The sequence below is a fragment of the Bradyrhizobium sp. MI1.7 genome (assembly GCF_055811795.1).
Genome location: NZ_JBVVPO010000025.1, coordinates 1 through 15,765 on the forward strand (window position 1 = coordinate 1; position 15,765 = coordinate 15,765).

18 protein-coding genes are annotated in these 15,765 nt (G+C 66.0%); 6 read left to right on the forward strand and 12 right to left on the reverse strand.

Annotated elements, in window-relative coordinates; all coding sequences use genetic code 11:
- Positions 1-112: 112 nt before the first annotated feature.
- The 4 genes from AC0L3X_RS22455 to AC0L3X_RS22470 all read right to left on the reverse strand — a co-directional run bounded on the left by AC0L3X_RS22455 (position 113) and on the right by AC0L3X_RS22470 (position 3,068).
- Positions 113-1,000, reverse strand: a complete 888-nt coding sequence (locus tag AC0L3X_RS22455; protein ID WP_063980484.1) for an efflux RND transporter periplasmic adaptor subunit — start codon at positions 998-1,000, stop codon at positions 113-115.
- A gap of 347 nt (positions 1,001-1,347) precedes the next feature.
- Positions 1,348-2,463 carry a lactonase family protein gene (locus tag AC0L3X_RS22460; RefSeq protein ID WP_063980485.1) on the reverse strand — a complete coding sequence of 372 codons (1,116 nt, stop codon included), beginning with the start codon at positions 2,461-2,463 and terminating at the stop codon, positions 1,348-1,350.
- 123 nt (positions 2,464-2,586) lie between these two features.
- Complete coding sequence (locus AC0L3X_RS22465; protein ID WP_175627410.1) at positions 2,587-2,724, reverse strand: hypothetical protein; 138 nt, start codon at positions 2,722-2,724, stop codon at positions 2,587-2,589.
- Between the two features lie 83 nt (positions 2,725-2,807).
- On the reverse strand, positions 2,808-3,068 hold the full coding sequence (locus AC0L3X_RS22470; RefSeq protein ID WP_187387868.1) for a hypothetical protein: 261 nt from the start codon (positions 3,066-3,068) through the stop codon (positions 2,808-2,810).
- Positions 3,069-3,130: 62 nt separating this feature from the next.
- Here AC0L3X_RS22470 and AC0L3X_RS22475 point away from each other — a divergent pair, with 62 nt between their 5' ends.
- The gene (locus tag AC0L3X_RS22475; protein ID WP_256376446.1) at positions 3,131-3,253 is read left to right on the forward strand and encodes a hypothetical protein; all 123 of its coding nucleotides are present in this window, start codon (positions 3,131-3,133) and stop codon (positions 3,251-3,253) included.
- Between the two features lie 30 nt (positions 3,254-3,283).
- Here the strand turns inward: AC0L3X_RS22475 and AC0L3X_RS22480 are convergent, their stop codons facing one another.
- Positions 3,284-3,580 (reverse strand): transcriptional regulator, encoded by a 297-nt coding sequence (locus AC0L3X_RS22480; RefSeq protein WP_084794926.1) that lies wholly within the window; start codon positions 3,578-3,580, stop codon positions 3,284-3,286.
- Here AC0L3X_RS22480 and AC0L3X_RS22485 point away from each other — a divergent pair.
- Both AC0L3X_RS22485 and rpsU read left to right on the forward strand, forming a co-directional pair.
- Positions 3,540-3,866, forward strand: coding sequence for a hypothetical protein (locus AC0L3X_RS22485; protein WP_187387869.1), 327 nt, complete (start codon positions 3,540-3,542; stop codon positions 3,864-3,866). The two genes, AC0L3X_RS22480 and AC0L3X_RS22485, sit on opposite strands and share 41 nt — an antisense overlap.
- A 186-nt stretch (positions 3,867-4,052) precedes the next feature.
- A complete protein-coding gene (gene rpsU, locus AC0L3X_RS22490; RefSeq protein WP_063980487.1) occupies positions 4,053-4,334 on the forward strand; it encodes a 30S ribosomal protein S21 in 282 nt (93 codons plus the stop codon).
- Here rpsU and AC0L3X_RS22495 read toward each other — a convergent pair.
- The 3 genes from AC0L3X_RS22495 to AC0L3X_RS22505 all read right to left on the reverse strand — a co-directional run bounded on the left by AC0L3X_RS22495 (position 4,324) and on the right by AC0L3X_RS22505 (position 5,273).
- Positions 4,324-4,602 carry a DUF1488 family protein gene (locus tag AC0L3X_RS22495; RefSeq protein ID WP_028149308.1) on the reverse strand — a complete coding sequence of 93 codons (279 nt, stop codon included), beginning with the start codon at positions 4,600-4,602 and terminating at the stop codon, positions 4,324-4,326. The genes rpsU and AC0L3X_RS22495 overlap by 11 nt on opposite strands.
- 115 nt (positions 4,603-4,717) lie before the next feature.
- Entirely contained in the window at positions 4,718-5,014 is a 297-nt protein-coding gene (locus AC0L3X_RS22500; RefSeq protein ID WP_028149307.1) for a hypothetical protein, read from the reverse strand.
- The gene (locus AC0L3X_RS22505) at positions 5,007-5,273 is read right to left on the reverse strand and encodes a hypothetical protein (protein WP_063986001.1); all 267 of its coding nucleotides are present in this window, start codon (positions 5,271-5,273) and stop codon (positions 5,007-5,009) included. The genes AC0L3X_RS22500 and AC0L3X_RS22505 overlap by 8 nt, the downstream gene beginning before the upstream one ends.
- A 370-nt stretch (positions 5,274-5,643) precedes the next feature.
- Here AC0L3X_RS22505 and AC0L3X_RS22510 point away from each other — a divergent pair, with 370 nt between their 5' ends.
- On the forward strand, positions 5,644-5,967 hold the full coding sequence (locus AC0L3X_RS22510; RefSeq protein WP_049807642.1) for a hypothetical protein: 324 nt from the start codon (positions 5,644-5,646) through the stop codon (positions 5,965-5,967).
- Between the two features lie 35 nt (positions 5,968-6,002).
- Here the strand turns inward: AC0L3X_RS22510 and AC0L3X_RS22515 are convergent, their stop codons facing one another.
- Both AC0L3X_RS22515 and AC0L3X_RS22520 read right to left on the reverse strand, forming a co-directional pair.
- A complete protein-coding gene (locus tag AC0L3X_RS22515) occupies positions 6,003-8,666 on the reverse strand; it encodes a bifunctional diguanylate cyclase/phosphodiesterase (RefSeq protein ID WP_283017921.1) in 2,664 nt (887 codons plus the stop codon).
- Positions 8,667-8,824: 158 nt separating this feature from the next.
- Complete coding sequence (locus tag AC0L3X_RS22520; protein WP_231143775.1) at positions 8,825-9,520, reverse strand: hypothetical protein; 696 nt, start codon at positions 9,518-9,520, stop codon at positions 8,825-8,827.
- 187 nt (positions 9,521-9,707) lie between these two features.
- Here AC0L3X_RS22520 and AC0L3X_RS22525 point away from each other — a divergent pair, with 187 nt between their 5' ends.
- Complete coding sequence (locus tag AC0L3X_RS22525; protein ID WP_063980490.1) at positions 9,708-10,733, forward strand: LysM peptidoglycan-binding domain-containing protein; 1,026 nt, start codon at positions 9,708-9,710, stop codon at positions 10,731-10,733.
- A gap of 142 nt (positions 10,734-10,875) precedes the next feature.
- On the forward strand, positions 10,876-12,144 hold the full coding sequence (locus tag AC0L3X_RS22530) for a Spy/CpxP family protein refolding chaperone (RefSeq protein WP_063986002.1): 1,269 nt from the start codon (positions 10,876-10,878) through the stop codon (positions 12,142-12,144).
- Here AC0L3X_RS22530 and AC0L3X_RS22535 read toward each other — a convergent pair whose 3' ends face one another.
- Entirely contained in the window at positions 12,145-13,011 is an 867-nt protein-coding gene (locus AC0L3X_RS22535) for a hypothetical protein (RefSeq protein ID WP_063986003.1), read from the reverse strand.
- 209 nt (positions 13,012-13,220) lie between these two features.
- Positions 13,221-15,668, reverse strand: coding sequence for an adenylate/guanylate cyclase domain-containing protein (locus AC0L3X_RS22540; RefSeq protein WP_354131689.1), 2,448 nt, complete (start codon positions 15,666-15,668; stop codon positions 13,221-13,223).
- Positions 15,669-15,765 lie beyond the last annotated feature (97 nt).

The window sequence follows — 15,765 nt, forward strand, 5'->3', positions numbered from 1 at the left end:
CCCCCCCCCCCCCCCCCCCTCACTTCCCCCCCCCCCCCCCCAAATCCAGGGTCTCTCCGCGGAAAGATTCTGGATTGCTTCGCTTCGCTCGCAATGACGGTTGAGGCGAGCCCTACTTCGCGGCTTCCGTGGCCATCACCGGGCGCACCGGATCGCCTTCGCGCAGGATCGCGCCGGCGCGGGCGACGACGATATCGCCTTCGTTGAGGCCGTCGCGAACCTCGATATTGCCGCCCGACATCAGCCCGATCTCAACCCGCTTGGTCTCGACGCGGTTGCGGCGGATCACCTGCACCACGGTGCCGGCGGTGGAATACTGCACCGAGGTCAGCGGCACCGCGACGTTGCAGCTCTGCCCGGTCTTGATCAGCGCGCGCCCGCTCGCGTTCAGCAGCAGCCGCTTCTGCGAGGAGATGCCGATATAGACCATTCCCTGCTGGATGTTCGGCTCGACGGTCGGTCCGATGCGGCGCACCTTGCCGTCGAGATCGCCCGCGCCGGCAATGCGCACCGTCGCCTGCTGGCCGACCGCGAGCTTCCGAATATCGGTGGTCGCGACCAGGCCGACCAGATCATATTCGCTGCGCGCCACGATCGTGAACAGCGCCTCGCCCTTGGCCGAGGCGAGGTTGCCGATCTGCGCGGTCGACGTCGCGATCACGCCCGCCACGGGGGCGGTGACCTGAAGCGTGCCGCCTTCGGGCAGCGCCAGCCGCGCCAGCACCTGGCCGGCCGTGGTGGTGTCGCCGGCTTCCGCCAGCACGTCCGTGACCTTCAGGCCGGGACGTTCCGGCCGCACGGAGGTCTCCTCGCGCGCGATGATCGTGCCGGTGGCCTCGACGATGTCGGAGAAGCAGGATTTTGCGACCTTCAGCACTGTGACCGCGGGCCCCTTGGGCGCGTCGTCATCGGCGGCGCGCGCGGGCTGGGCGGACAGCAGAACCAGTCCGGCGAGAGCAACGAGTTTTTTAGGAAAGGAACGCGCAGGCAATGAACGCATCGGTCATTCCGGTTGGGGCCTTGACGGCCTCATCGTTAGCAGAAGCAACCGCGGCGGACCATGGGCCGGCCGGATGAGAATGCCGCAGCGCAGGCGGCGCGATGCCGCTTGTTGGATTAGTCGTGGCAAGGACGAAGAGGTTCGCCGTCTCTTACCCTCCCCTGGAGGGGGAGGGTCGATCGCGCGCAGCGCGAGCGGGGTGGGGTGATCTCTCCACTCGGGCAGTGTGCGAGGCGGAGAGGCCGTCACCCCACCCCGCTACGCATTTCGCTTCGCTCAATGCCTAGCGACCCACGAGCGAGCTACGCTCGTCTCGGACCCCTCCAGGGGAGGGTAGGAAAGTAGCCTCACTGCAGCGTCAAGAACTCCACCCAGTTCGGCTTCTTGCCGGTGGGATAGGATTTCAGCTTGGCGAGCGCGCCGCTGCTCTGGTCGATAGCATAGACCGTCATGCTGTCGGAGAGCTCGCCGACTGCGGCGAGGTAACGCCCCGACGGATCGATGTGGAAGCCGCGCGGCTGCTTCTCCGTCGGCACGCTGCCGATCGTGGTCAGCTTGCCGCTTGTTGCGTCGACCTTGTAGCCGGCGAGCGTGTTGGTGGTGCGCTCGGAGGCGTAGAGGAAGCGGCCGTCCGGGGTGATGTGGATGTCCGCGGCCCAGGGCTTGCCAGTAAAGCCTTCCGGCAGCGCGGTGGTGCGCTGGATCTCGTCCCATGCGCCGCTCTTGGCCTCATAGCTGAACGCCGCGACGTCGCCGTTCAGCTCATGGACGAGATAGACGAACTTGCCGTTGGGATGAAACACGAAGTGCCGCGGTCCCGATTTCTCCGGCACCTTGGTCACCGGCGGATCGCTCGGCGCCAGCGTGCCCGCGACTGCATCGAACGCGAAGGTCAGCACCTGATCCGAACCGAGATTGGTCGCGAACACGAAGCGGTTGTCGGGCGAGGGCAGGAAGGCGTGCGCATTCAGCCCGGTCGGAATCACCTGCTTCGGCTCGCCGGCGACGCCGTTCGGGCTGAGCGGATTCAGCGCGACCCTGTTGCCGCCATAGGAGGCGCTGAACAGGAATTTGCCAGTGCTGTCGACGGCGATGTTCGCCATGCTGTCGGCAAGCGGACCATTGCCGAGAGGGCTGAGCTGGCCCGTCTTGGGATCGATCGCAAAGCTCACCGCGAGGAATGGTTGCGAGCGCACGCCGGCAATCAGCACGCGGTGGTCGGGTGTGATCGCGAGCGGTGTCGACGAGCCGGGCTTGTCGACGCCGGTGAAGGCGGCGGTCTGCACCGGTGTCATCTCGCCGCTCTCGGCCAGCTTGAACACGCTGATGTCGTTGCTGTCGGCGTTGCCGACATAGGCGAAGGTCTCGGCCATGCCGGGGCGGACTCCAGAAACGAGGGTGAGGAAGGCGAGGGTGGTGGCGATCGCAGCGCGTGGCGCGATGCGGCGTGTCGGTCTCGGCATGGGGCTCCTCCTTACAGCGTTACGGCCTTGTCGTTTTGTCCGGAGGATAGCGGGAGCCGTGCCGCCTTACCAAGTTCCGGTTGAAGATCGATCGATGCCGAAATTGTATCGGTCGCGCGGTGGCTACCGCACTGCGGCCGTCTGGCTGCGGGAGGGCAGATGCGGGCCGGACGCAGTGTTGGGTGCCCCGAGCAGGCCCCACACGGCCACCGCCAGCAGCGCGCAGGTCAAAATGGTCCAGGCGACCAATCGTTTCCGCATCAAGCCAAGTCCATCCGTTGTTTGAAACCCCGGGGCCCGCACATGATCGTGCACTGCAAACGGCGACGATCCTATGAACTCGTTCACAGGCACAACATCGCATCGGCATTGCGAACCAATGCCGCGGGAGTGCATTGACCCATATGCCGCGTGAAAATGACCTCGAAGGCAAGCCCGACATGGGCGGCAAGCATGGCGGCCAGAAAGGCCAGCCCAAGCCGCCGCCGCGCCCGCGCGAGGGTCCGCACGATGAGGACGTCGTGGCAAAGCGCCACACCGGCCAAACCGATCGCACGCTGCCGCCGACCAAACAAAAATAGCGCTGTATTTCGCGCCGGGAACATCAGCCTCGCCTTGCCGTTATGCTGATCCCGCAAGCGGACGAGGTCGAACCGGAGGCTGGCACGTGTTTTGGATCTATTGGAACACCGCTTGGTCGCTCATCATCAGCGGCATCATGTTCACCACCATCGTCACCCATCCCGACGCCGAGTTCGCCGAGATCCGGGCGGCAAAGCAGGCGAAGTGAGCCCGCGCGCCTGAGGCCCGATCTCCGGGGCTATGAACCGTTCGCGGGTAGCGATGGCTGCTCCGTCGGCGGCGTTGAAGACGGCTTTCGCGCCGCTCTGCTCGAGCGCTTCTTGACCGCGGGTGCCGGCAACGCCGCTTGAAGGGCTGCGTCAGCCGCTTGCTTGGCTTCGCGCGCCTCTCGAAGCCGCGCCATGTTCTTGCGAATCTCGATGGACTGCCTTTCGACGTCTGCCAGTGCAAGTGCTCCCTCTTCGGCGGCGAGGCGCCTGCGATTGGAGCGCGCGATGCTTTCGGGTGACAGCTCGGCGGATTTCCTGGCGCTCATGCTTCACTCCGTTGTGCAACCGGCAAAACCCGCTCGATCCGGGGATCGAACGGGCTGGCGCGCGACAATCGCGCGAACGCTTTCAACTCGGTCGATGTCTTTGGAAAAGGTGCCCGCGGGCGCATTCAACGAGGCACAGCGGCTGATCGAACGCCCCCGATATATGTCTCGTTCGATTTTCTGCAAGGACGGCAAGGCCGATTTGGCTCAGCCAGGCAGCTCCGGCGCCTCGATCGAGAGGCTTCACGCGATCCGGCCGACGTGCAGCCAAGGCTTTATCGATTGACAGGGCTGCACTGGAGTGGTCACGTGCCAGCGCGAAGTTGCATCGCTGTGACAAGCGCATCGACTTGTCCGAAGCTGGCGACGAATGTCGCAGCGCTATCCTCAAAATTCGCAATGAAGCTCCTGCGCAATTGGCTGCCATGCAGGGCGTGTCGCATTTGCAGCCCCAAGCGAGGAGGAGGATCGATTGCAGGTACTCGTCAGAGACAACAATATCGAGCAGGCACTCCGTGTTCTCAAGAAGAAGATGCAACGCGAGGGCGTCTTCCGCGAAATGAAACAGCGGCGTTCCTACGAAAAGCCCTCGGAGAGAAAGACTCGCGAGAAATCCGAGGCCGTTCGACGCGCCCGCAAGCTCGCGCGGAAGCAGGCAATCCGCGAAGGATTGCTGCCCGCGCCGCCGAAGAAGAAGCCTTTTGAGCGCAAGCCGCCCCTGCCGGATGTCAAGGCTCGGGTCCCTATAGCCTGAAGTCGATGCCTCGCAGCACGATGCCGGGCGGCGTGCCTTCGAACTCCGTCGCGCGATATTTGCTCGCCGCGCGTGCTTCGATGCGATCCCGCAGGCGAGTGAACTGGGCCTCACGTTGCTCGGGCCTGACCTGCGGGCTGGGCTCGAGGTAGTCCATCGCCGAGGTCGAGATTGCGCAAGGAATCTCCCTGGCACCGTCATGCATCGAGAACCGGACGATCATCCGATCGTATTCGTGGCCGATAAAGCGGCCGCTGGTCAATGTCATGGCTTACTCCGTCACCTGATTGCTGCTTGGCACGATGCCCCTCAAATCATCGCCGCCGATTCCCGGCTGGCCGGAACGTGGCGCACGTCGAGACTGCAGGCGGCCGTCGTTTGTCTCAGTCATCACCCGACAGCCGGACGAAATCGTCCAACAGCGCCGCCACCAGCGCGCGGTGGCGTGTGTCCTCGGCGGGCAGGCTCGCAGCATAGAGGTTGAGCAGATGGCGCGCCTTCACCGCCGCTTCCGGCCAGGACGTGGCGGGCACCGTCATCATACGGTTCTCGAGATCGGCCTCGCGCTCGCGCAGTTCCCTGACATTTGCCTCGACCTCCGCCAGCGCGCGGCGCAGGTCGGTCGCCTTCTGCGCGGCCATGCCCCGGTGCTTGTCGAGATCGACGGTGCGGTCAGTCATTCGCCACGCTCGCGTCTGCGGCCTGCGCGTTCGCAAGATCAACCGAGCCGATCGACAGCATCTCCAAGGTTCCGCGGGGGCCTTCGGCGGGCACGGTGATCATCGTGGCAACGCGGCGATAGGCCGCGAAGGTCAGGCCCTCGATCGCCTCCTCGTCAGTGACGACCTCATAGGCGCCGGCCGGCAACATGCGCTCGACGCCGCGGATGCGGAACGGATGCCTGAAGGTGACGGTTTCACGCCGCGAGCGGATGGTCATGCACGCCTGCCTTTCGCAAGTGAAGCCCCAACCGGTGCCGGCCGTCACGACCATGCGCGCTCGCCGCGGCAATAGCCAGTACTATCGTCGCCGGGCCGGCAAGCGACGATGTCACAGCAGCCATTGTTTCCGCAGCATTTTAACCCTCGCTATTGGCTCGGTGCGGGCGTAGGGTCGCTGCCATCACCGCACGTCTCAACGGCTTCGACCGGTGACTGAGGGGCACGTGTGCTCCCGCCGAAGGCTTCGCAGGAGCGTTCGATGGCGTGCGTTCGCTTCGCGGATCGGATCGTGCCGCCGGTGATGGTTCCGCGGTTTCTTCTGCTTCTCGTCGGCGCGGCCGCCATCTTCAATGGCTAGGGCAACAATTGTGCCGTATCTGGTCAGCGGGACCAACGAATACGGCAGCTCCAATCTCGGTCGCGGCAAGGCGACGTTCGCGCTGCGCCTCGCTCGAAAACTGCTGCGCGAAGGCTACATGGACGTCAGGGTCTGCACCCCTCGTGGACGGCTGCTGCAATCGGATGAGCTCGACGAGCTCGAACCAACGGAGAGCGACATGGCAAAGGGTCAGCAACGCGGTAATCGCGAAACCAAGAAGCCGAAGAAGGAAAAATCCAAGGTGATCGCGGCGGCGCCGAGCCGCAAGGAAGCCGCCTGGCAACCGGATTTCGGACCGGCGAAGAAGAAGTAGCGAGGCGTCGGCGAGGGATGGGGTGACTGGCCGCGCTAAGCCGCCACCGCCTGCGCCGACAACAGCTGCCTCAGCTTCGCCGCCGGCACGGCGGGGCTGAACAGCCAGCCCTGCATCTGGCTGCATCCGAGCTGCCGCAGCACCTCGCGCTGGGCTTCGGTCTCGACGCCTTCGGCCGTCGTCGCCATGTGGCGGGCGGCCGCCATGTGCACCACCGCCTGCACGATCGGAGAGGAATCCTCGGACTGGCCGATGTCGCTGATGAAGCTGCGGTCGATCTTGATCTTGTCGAACGGGAAGCGGTGCAGATAGCTCAGCGACGAATAGCCGGTGCCGAAATCGTCGAGCGCGATGCGTACGCCGAGCTCGCGCAGCTGCTGGAGGATCGTCAGCGCCTCCTCGTCGTCGCGGATGAGCACGGTCTCGGTGACCTCGAGCTCGAGCCGTCCGGGCGCAAGTCCTGACTCCGCGAGCGCGGCTGCAACCTTGAGCGCCAGCGTCCTGGCGCGGAACTGCACTGGCGAGACGTTGACCGCGATGTGGATATCGCCGGGCCAGCTCGCGGCCTCGGTGCAGGCCTGCTTCAGCACCCATTCGCCGATCTCGCCGATCAGTCCGGTCTCTTCCGCGACCGGAATGAAATCGACGGGCGAGATCATGCCGCGCTCGGGATGGCGCCAGCGCAGCAGCGCCTCGCAGCCGTTGACCACATTGGCCGCGAGATCGACCAGCGGCTGGTAATGCACCTCGAACTCGCCGCGGGCGAGGGCCTGGCGCAGGTCGAGCTCGAGCTGGCGGCGCAGCCGCGCCTTGGCGTCGTATTCGGGCACGAAGAGGCGGAAGGTGCGGCGGCCCTCGGACTTCGCGGCATACATCGCGAGATCGGCGCGCTTGAGCAGATCGTCGAGATTGTCGCCGTGATCGGGCGCGATCGCGATGCCGATGCTGGCATCGGTCGGGATCTCCTGGCCCTTGCAGTCCACGGGCGTACGCAGCGCTTTCAGGATATTTTCCGCCAGCGCCGTCAGCTCGGTCCGGTCGCTGGTGCCGGCCTTGACGATGGCGAATTCGTCACCGCCCAGGCGCGCAACGAGGTCGTTGCCGCTGACGCAGGCGCGCAGGCGGTTGGCGACCTGGCGGAGCAGCTCGTCGCCGACCTCGTGGCCGAGCGAATCGTTAACGCCCTTGAATTCGTCGACGTCGATGTAGAGGATCGCGAACGGCTGGCCCTGGGCAAGCTCCGCGATGCGGCGCTCCAGATGGCCGCGCATCAGCACGCGGTTGGGCAAGTCGGTCAGCGCGTCGTAATGCGCCATATGCGCGATGCGCTCGTCGGCGCGGATGCGTTCGGTGACGTCGTCGTGGGTCGCGAGCCAGCCGCCGGCGGCGCCGGGCTGGTTCTTGATCTCGATCAGGCGGCCGTCCGCGGTCTCGACGACGGCGCTCTGGGTTCGCCCGGTATTGCTCAGAATGTCGTCGCAATAGGACGCGACGTCACCGTGGAACGATCCGGTGTCATAGCGATGCTGGATCACGTCGCGGAAATAGGCACCGGGCTTCACCACGTCGGCCGACAGTCCGTACATCTCGATGTAGCGCCGGTTGCAGACGATCAGGCGCTCGTCCTGGTCGAACATCAACAGGCCTTGCGTCATGGTGTTCATCGCGGTGTCGAGCTGCTGCTTCTCCGCGGCGAGCCTGCGCGTCATCTGGCGGAAGATCAGGAACAGCGTGAGCACGAGCAGGCCGATCGACAGCACGGCGACGGCGACGAAGAATTTTGTCTGCGTCCGCCAGGTGGCCAGCGTCGCGTCCAGCGATTTGGTCGCGACCACGACCAGCGGCTCACCGGTCAGGAGGCGCGCGGCGACGATGCGGTCCTTGCCGTCGATCGGGCTGGCGAGCTGCGTCGTGACGAAGGTGCGCTCGAACACCGCCATCTGCTCGCGCGTGCCGTTGCGAAAATTCTGTCCGATCATCGTGTCGACATGCGGAACGCGCGCGAGCAGCTGGCCATTCTGGTGGTGCATCGCGATCGAGGATTCCTCGCCGAGCCCGGCCGAGGCGAAGAAGGATTCGAGCTGCTCCGGCGAAATGGCCCGCGACACCATGCCGAGGAATTCGCCGTGGGGACCGGAGACACGCCGCGCGAACACGATCGCAGCTCCGTTGCCGAGCCGGCCGGGCACGACCTCGATCTCTTCCTGCGAGGCCGGATCGTTCCTGAGGCGATTGAAGTAGCCGCGGTCGGCGACCGAAATATCGGCGACCGGCCAGCGCCGCGACGAGTTGATCAGCACGCCGTTGGAATCGAACACGTTGGCGCCGGCGACGTCGGACCAGCCGCTGGCCTTTGCGCGCAGCACCTCGTGCATGGCCAGCGTGGCCATCTCGCTGCGGAAGAGATCGGCGGATGCGATGCCGTGACTTTCAAGCTCGGCGATGACGCTCTTCTGGAGCACCGCAAAGTCGGCGAATTCGCGGTCGAAATGCCGGGCGAGCATGCGCACGGAGTTTTCCAGGCTGTCGCGGCCGCTCTCGATTGCATTTTGCCGGAAACGATCGACGGTGAGCGCGGTGCCGATGGCCATCGCGACCATCAGCACGAAGCCGCCGGCGATCAGCCACGTCAGCGGCGCGCCCTGCCAACGGCGGAGCAACGCGCGCATGCGCGTGGTCCATCGGATTGATGTGCCCATCCAGCCCTCCCGTGGGATGCAAGATGCAGCAAAACCGACAAGAGCCCGTTACCAGTAAGGGTTAGGAAAACATGAATCGGAACGGAATCAGAGGGTTGATTTCCCTCGATCGGCGGGAGCTCCGCTGGCTGGATTTACGGTGACGCGATTCCGGGGGATCACCGGCGGATTTCCCACCTCAAGGCTTCCGCATTCTTCTTGGCGAACGTCTCGGGCACGTCGAACTTTCCGGTCTCGAGATCATAGCGGCAATGCCAGCCGCCCAGTCCCTTCATGGCGACGTTCTTGGGATGATTGTCATATTCGCCCGACAGCGAGATCACGAGGTAGCGGTTGTTGGGCCAGTCCATGCCGAGCGAGCGATAGGCCTCTTCCGTACCCTCCATGAGATTGGCCGAGATGTGGAAGTCGAGCTTGGCGAACCTCTTCGTCTCCGGCCGGCCGTAGAAATAGGCCCAGGCGAGATCGCTGAGCGGCTTCTTCGTCGCGCTCGCGAAGGCGCCCTTCTCGACATGGTAGAGATAGAGGTCCTGCTCGCCCGAGCCGGTCTTCTGCATCCGCACCAGCCATTGCGAGTCGCCGGTGAAGCGGAAGCCGGCCCCGTAGCCCTGCTCGGGCTTCAGCTCCGTCATCTGCTCGCCGCGGCGAGCCCAGACCTGCCATTTGACGTCCCAATCCCCGCCGTCCTTCATGTACTGCTCGATCCTGGTGGCGCCATCGGGCGAGGTGAAGGCGAGGCCGGCATTGTTGGTGAGGATGTAGTCCGGCGGCGGGCCGGATGCGGCGAGCGCCGGAGAGGCGGCCAGTGTCAAGACAAGCGCCAGCCATGGTGCAGGACGGCAAAATGCGGTCACGGAAAAAAATCCTCAAGAAATGACCGCGATGCGGCCTCGGTGATTTGACGCCGTCGGTGCCCCGCCGGTTCATGCCGGGCGTGCCGGAACGAAAGGTGCATCATCCCAATGATCGACTTGCTGACGCAGCCAAATCGGCGCAATTTGCCGGCTTCGGTTGATTTGCGATCCAAGGGTTCATTGTCTGATGATCACCGCTTCCAAGGCCTTCATTGCATTCTGCCTGCTCGCGGTGGGCGGCACCCTGCTGGTGATCGGTCCCACCGAGCTGCGCCGCCTGCTGCCGGGCGGCGCGCAGACCGAGATCGCCGTCGCCGCCAAGCCGGAGGCAACGCCCGAAGCCAAGGCCGAGACCAAGCCAGAGCCGAAGCCGGACGAGCCAAAGCTCGCCGCCGCCGCGCCGCCTGCACCATCGGCGCCCCCAGCCTCCGCGCCGAAGGTCGATGCGCTGGCCGAGACGCAGAAGCAGGCCATGGCGCTGGCCGATCTCGTGCCGGCCAAGCCGCCGGCGGCCACGACCGATGCCGGCCCGCGGTTCGACGTCGCGCGCGTCGACGATCACGGCGAGGCGGCGGTGATCGCGGGTCGGGCCGCGCCGGGTGCACAGGTCGAGCTGCTGCGCGACGGCAAGCCGCTCGATACGGTTGTCGCCGATGCCTCGGGCCAGTTCGTGATGACCCCGCCGCAGCTTCCCGCCGGCTCCTATGAGCTGACCCTGCGGGCGAAAGCGCCTGACGGTACCGTGACGCAGTCGGGCCGCAGCATGCCGGTGACCATCGCCGAAGCCGCGCCGCCGCCCGCGCGCCCGGCACCGGCCGCGAAGCTGGAGCTGAAGCAGGCCGAGAAGTCCGACGACAAGTCTGATGTCGTGGCATCCCTGCCGTCGGCATCGGCGCGCCAGGCATCGGCGCATGACAGGCCCACGGTTCAGCCGAGATTTATCGGTGCACCGAAACCCAGGGTGATGGCGCGAGCGCCCGCGGCCACGACCGTTGCATCGGCGTCGCCGGCGGACGCCATCAGCGGCGCACCGGCCGAAGCAGGCGGCAACCGGGTCATCTCCCGCGGCGACAGCCTGTGGGCGCTCAGCAGGCTCGCTTACGGTGACGGCGCCCGCTACGCGGTGATCTACAACGCCAACCGGGGCAAGATCCACAACCCCAACCTGATCTATCCCGGCCAGACTTTTGTGGTGCCGCGGAAGGCGGAGTGAGACCGCATCGGCAACGCCGGTGCGCGTTGCGACGCTTTGCCCTCCGTCTCTCCGGAACATTCGGTTCCCCAGCGCGTCATTGTGATGCGTCGTAGTGCGCGCTTGCCGCTGGGAGGAGGCCAAGGTGGTCAGGTCCGCTTTCATGTCCGGACGCATGGGACTGGCGCTGGCGGGCGCTACTCTTGTGATTGCGGCAGTGCTGCTGCCGAATAAGGCCGAGGCACAGTTCGGATTGCGCGGTGGTCCGCTCGGTGTCGCGCGCTTTGCCGTGGGCCACGTGATCGGCATGACTCGCCTGCGCCATGCGCGCATGGCGGTACGGGGCGGCCGATACCGCTCCGCCGCGCTGAGGTCGCAGGATCCTCGCGGCGCCGAACGCGGCCAGCCGGCCAACCCCTACATCCTGCGTGCGGCGCTTACGGCGCAAGCTGCGCTGTCGGGCTGGCACGGTGGCCGTCGCCCGCAGGGCTGGTGGCGCCACCCCGATGGCAGCTATGGCTGGGCGGGCCCGGTGTTCTGGCCGTTCGCGCATGACGACCTCACCACCGCGATCATCCTGGGCGATACGACCAGCCTCTCGCTCTATGGCTATGGCGACATCTACGCCGCGATCTTCGCGCCCTATGCGGCCACGGAGTTCGCCGCCTACACAGCGCCGCAAGGCAGGCGCGCGCGAAAGGTCCCTTCGGTCGAGGCCGTTTGCGATGCCAGCGACACCGGCGGCCTGCCGGTCGACCGTATCGTCGCCCTGGTGCAGCCGAACGAATTGCAGCGCACAGCGCTCGATGAGCTCGCGACCGCCTGGGTCGCTGCGCGCGACACCATTCGCACGGCCTGCCTGACGCAGGTCCCCGCGACCGCCGCGGAGCGCCTCGGCCTGATGCAGACGCGCCTCGCGGCCATGATCAAGGCGACGGACGCAATCGCGCCGCCGCTCGCAAAATTCGTCGATCTCCTCGATGCCGGCCAGAAGGCAAAGCTCGACGCGCTGGCCAACGAGCGCCGTGCCGCGCTTGCGGCCGGCCAGCGCAAGGATGCGCAGACGCCAGCCGCGTGCGAGGCCGGCTACGATCCCCGCTATGATGTGCAGGCGCAGCGGCAATACGAGCAGCTCGTGCAGCAGCAATGGCCCGCCGGCGAGATCGCGTCCACGCTGAGGCTCGACGACACCGCTCGCGCCCGGCTTGAGGTGCTCCAGGACACTACGCTGCGCACCATGGAGACGCTCAGCGCCTGCCCGACCCATGCGGCCGCAACGCCGCAGGCCCGCCTCACGGCCGTGAAGGCGCGGCTGGAGACGATGCTGCAGGCAGTGAAGGGCGTCGGCGACGCGCTCGACGATTTCGAGGCAGACTTGAGCGACGAGCAGAAGGTCGGCTTCGAGGCGATCGGGCCGAAGCGCGGGGCGTGATCAGCCGCACGCCCAGTCGAACTTCATGTCCTTGAAGTCGAGCTGCGCGTTGCCGCCGCCGAAATTGTAGCCGCCGAAATATTCCTCGAACTCGATGTAGAACGGGCTCATCTCCGGCACCGCCTGGCACGGCCGCATGGTGCCGCCGAGATGGTTGTGCGCGTGATCCTTGCCCCAGTCATGCAGGCGGAAATTGTCGCGGCTCGGCACGCCGCCGACATAGTAATAGTAGGGCTGATAACCAGTCGGCGGGTTTTGTCGGGTGTGCTCGTCCTGCGGGCCCTTGCCGGCATTGGGATCGGTCGCGCGTGGCACAAGCGCGATCGCGCGGGTCTCGCTGAGATCGGCGCGCAGCTGCGCGGCAAACATCTTTTTTGCGTAAGGCGCGGCGGCCTCGAAGAAGGCACTGGCGCCGCCGACGTCGAGCCAGCGCGGCCGATCGGCTGTCGCAAGCGGAAGCGGTGCCGGCGGCGCCGCGAATGCGCCCTCATATTCGGCCTTGGTCAGCAGCAACGCTGCATATTCGTAGTCGAGAATATCGGTCATGCGCGAAAGCCGCGGATGCGCTGGTCGCGCCGCCACGGCCTCGCGAATCTCGGGATCATCGGGCGCACCGCCGTCATTGTGGTCGGGCGCGGTGGCGAAGAACGAGACCGCAACGATGTCCTCGCCATGCACGCGATAGTCTTCCGGCAGCTTCAAGGTGAAGCCGTGCATCAGCGGAAAGCCGGTGACGAGATCGAGCGGCCATTGCTCGCTGCTGATGCCCGGCGGCAGGCCATAGACCCAACCGTGATCGCGCGCACGATCAGCGGGACGGTCCAGCATCTGCAAATCATACGCGCGCGAAGGCAAGGCAAACGCCACGATCGTCTCCATCCGAAATCGAGCCTCGACCCCGAGGCGATCGTTAGTCGCAGGGAGAGGGATGTGGTTCGTGGGAGGGTGTGGGAGATGATACCATTCCGCCGGTGTTTTGCCCGACGTGTCAAACCACTCCCGCACCCGCGTAAGTCATTGATCTTGCGGACCCCGTCTACTGTGCATGGGGTTGTTTTCGACTTTTTTGTTGTTGGCTACCCTCTCCGCCGCGCTGCGGACGCATCCACCACGTTCTCCACCTGCTCGCGCCAGGACAAAATCTCCATCGCCAGCACCGGGTGATTGAACCCCTTGAGCACGAGGTCGTCGAGCGCGCGGGCTTCGACCCAGGGCTCGACGATGCCGTAGACGCGGCGGCTGACCACGATCTGGTTGGCCTTGGCTTCGTCGCAGAGACGCGAGGCGAGGTTGGTGACGCTGCCGATCGCGGCGTATTCCAGCCGCTGCTCGAAGCCGACCTGGCCGAGCGTGGCATAGCCGAGCGCGATGCCGATGCCGAAGCCGAGCGTGTGCCCGCGGTTGCGCCACTTCTCGGTCAGCGGGCCGATCGTGTCGCGCATCTCCACTGCCATCTGGACCGCGCGCCGCGTGTGGTCCTCGAACTGGATCGGCGCGTTGAACAGGATCATCACGCCGTCGCCGGCATATTTGTCGAGCGTGCCCTCGTATTTGAAGATCAGCTTGCCGAGCGCCGCGTGATATTCGCGCAGCACGTTCATCGCCTCTTCCGGCTCGGTCGCCTCGGTGAAGGCGGTGAAGCCGCGCAAATCGCAGAACAGCACGGTGACCTCGCGGCGATGGCTGTCGAGCAACGAGTCATGACCATCCGACGAAGCGATGAGCTGGGCGACCTGCGGCGCGAGAAATCGTTCGAGCCGCTTGATGCGGCTGATCTCGCCGAGCTGCTTCTCGACGCGCTCTTCCAGGGAGCGGTTCCAGTTGCGAAGCTGCTCGGTCTGCTCCTGGAGCTTTGCCGCCTGCTGCTGCACGGTGTTATGTGCCGCGGCGAGCTCGCGGCCCTTGTGATCGACCTCGGTAAACAGCCGCGCGTTGCGCATCGCCAGCACGGCCTGGTTCGCGAAGGTGCGCATCAGGCCGGTGAGGCTTCCGGCGAACTCGCCGCCGGCCCGGCGCAGCACCACCAGCGAGCCGAGCGTGCCCTGCTGGTCCACCAGCGGCACCACCAGCACCGAGTGGAAGCCGGCATCGACCGCGACGTCGCGCAGCGGCTGCTCGGAGGCCCGGTCGAGATCGGCAATCGCGATCGGCTCGCCGCTCTCGGCGGCATCGCTCAGGATGTTCGCGCCCTGCTGGATCGTGACATGCGCGCCGTCGGCCGATTTGTCGATGCCGTTGGATTCGATCAGGTTGAAGCGGCGCGTCTCGGCATCGAAGCCGTAGATCAGCACCGCATCGGCATGGGTGATCTCGATCGCGCGCGCCGCGATGGTCGGCAGCACGGCGTTGAGATCGAGCGAGGAGGCGACCGCGCGGCCGACCTCTTCCAGCGCCTTGAGCTCGTTGATCGACTGCGCGAGATCGCGGGTGCGCTCCTCGACCTTGGTCTCCAGGTCCGAATAGGTTTCCTGGAGCTGGCCGGCCATGCGGTTGAACTGGCCGGCGAGGTCTTCGAGCTCGTCGGAGGTGTGGACGTCGATGCGGTGGCTGAAATCGCCTTCGCCGAGCTTGTGCGCGCCGTCGCGCAGCGCCGTGATCGGGATGATCATGCGGCGGGCGAGCAGCGTGCCGGCGAGGATCGCGACCATCAGGCCCATGCCGATCAACAGCGCGATGCGCACGAGCTGGTCGCGGATCGGCATCAGCGCCTGCGTCGTCGGCTGCTCGAACATCACGTTCCAGCCGAGCTTCGGCACGGTGCTGGCGGCGCTCATCACCGCATGGCCGTTGAAGTCGGTGCCCGAGGTGTCGGGCTCGCGGCCGGGCGCAATCGCCGCCGCCACCTGCGGCAGCTTCGACAGGTCCTTGCCGACATCGGGCCCTTTCGACGACGTCGCCAGCACGCGGCCGCGCGGATCGACCACATAGGCGAACGCGGCCTTGCCGACCTGGGCGTCGGACAGGAAGTCGGAGAGGAAGCTGAGGTCGATTTCGGCCACGGTGACACCGGCATTGAAGCCGGAATGCGCCACCGAGATCGACATCATCGGCGTCCGGTCGGAGAACCAGGCCGGCGCGTAGCTGACGCCGCGGGCAACCGTGTCGGTGAAGCGCATGTCGCGGGAGAGGTCGGCGTTGCCGCCGGTCGTGGTCGACTGGCGCGAGACGCGCAGCACCTCGCGTCCCTCGCCGTTGAGCTGGAACAGCTGATTGACGACCGAGACCTGGTGCAGGAGCGATGCGTAGTCGGCGCGGCGCTTCTCGAGCGTGTCCTGGCTTGCCCGCGTCACCCAACTGATCTGGCGCTCGAGCTCGGAGATCGACTGCTCGATCCGCCGGGCGGCTCCTTGCGCCTTGTCGTCGAGCCCGTCGGTCAGCTGGGTCTTGGTGGCGCGATAGGAGATCCAGGTCTCCATCGCGCCGTTGACGGCGAGGACAAACACGACGAGGCCGACGAGGGAGACGACGTATTTGGCGAACAGGCCCTCGCGCAGAAACCGTGTCTTGTCTTTCGCTCCCGCCATCCAGATCCTCTCGCGCCGTCATCGACGCCGGCGCTACGGGCCGTACCGGTCCAGGCGCCCTTCTACCACAATTCGGGCCAGGAGACGGTCCTGCGAC

Bases quoted from the DNA above. Each gene is read 5' to 3' on its own strand.
- AC0L3X_RS22455 (WP_063980484.1), bottom strand. From the start codon at position 1,000: ATGCGTTCATTGCCTGCGCGTTCCTTTCCTAAAAAACTCGTTGCTCTC.
- AC0L3X_RS22460 (WP_063980485.1), bottom strand. From the start codon at position 2,463: ATGCCGAGACCGACACGCCGCATCGCGCCACGCGCTGCGATCGCCACC.
- AC0L3X_RS22465 (WP_175627410.1), bottom strand. From the start codon at position 2,724: ATGCGGAAACGATTGGTCGCCTGGACCATTTTGACCTGCGCGCTGCTG.
- AC0L3X_RS22470 (WP_187387868.1), bottom strand. From the start codon at position 3,068: ATGTTCCCGGCGCGAAATACAGCGCTATTTTTGTTTGGTCGGCGGCAG.
- AC0L3X_RS22485 (WP_187387869.1), top strand. From the start codon at position 3,540: ATGCTTTCGGGTGACAGCTCGGCGGATTTCCTGGCGCTCATGCTTCAC.
- AC0L3X_RS22480 (WP_084794926.1), bottom strand. From the start codon at position 3,580: ATGAGCGCCAGGAAATCCGCCGAGCTGTCACCCGAAAGCATCGCGCGC.
- AC0L3X_RS22495 (WP_028149308.1), bottom strand. From the start codon at position 4,602: ATGACATTGACCAGCGGCCGCTTTATCGGCCACGAATACGATCGGATG.
- AC0L3X_RS22500 (WP_028149307.1), bottom strand. From the start codon at position 5,014: ATGACTGACCGCACCGTCGATCTCGACAAGCACCGGGGCATGGCCGCG.
- AC0L3X_RS22505 (WP_063986001.1), bottom strand. From the start codon at position 5,273: ATGACCATCCGCTCGCGGCGTGAAACCGTCACCTTCAGGCATCCGTTC.
- AC0L3X_RS22515 (WP_283017921.1), bottom strand. From the start codon at position 8,666: ATGGGCACATCAATCCGATGGACCACGCGCATGCGCGCGTTGCTCCGC.
- AC0L3X_RS22525 (WP_063980490.1), top strand. From the start codon at position 9,708: ATGATCACCGCTTCCAAGGCCTTCATTGCATTCTGCCTGCTCGCGGTG.
- AC0L3X_RS22530 (WP_063986002.1), top strand. From the start codon at position 10,876: ATGTCCGGACGCATGGGACTGGCGCTGGCGGGCGCTACTCTTGTGATT.
- AC0L3X_RS22540 (WP_354131689.1), bottom strand. From the start codon at position 15,668: ATGGCGGGAGCGAAAGACAAGACACGGTTTCTGCGCGAGGGCCTGTTC.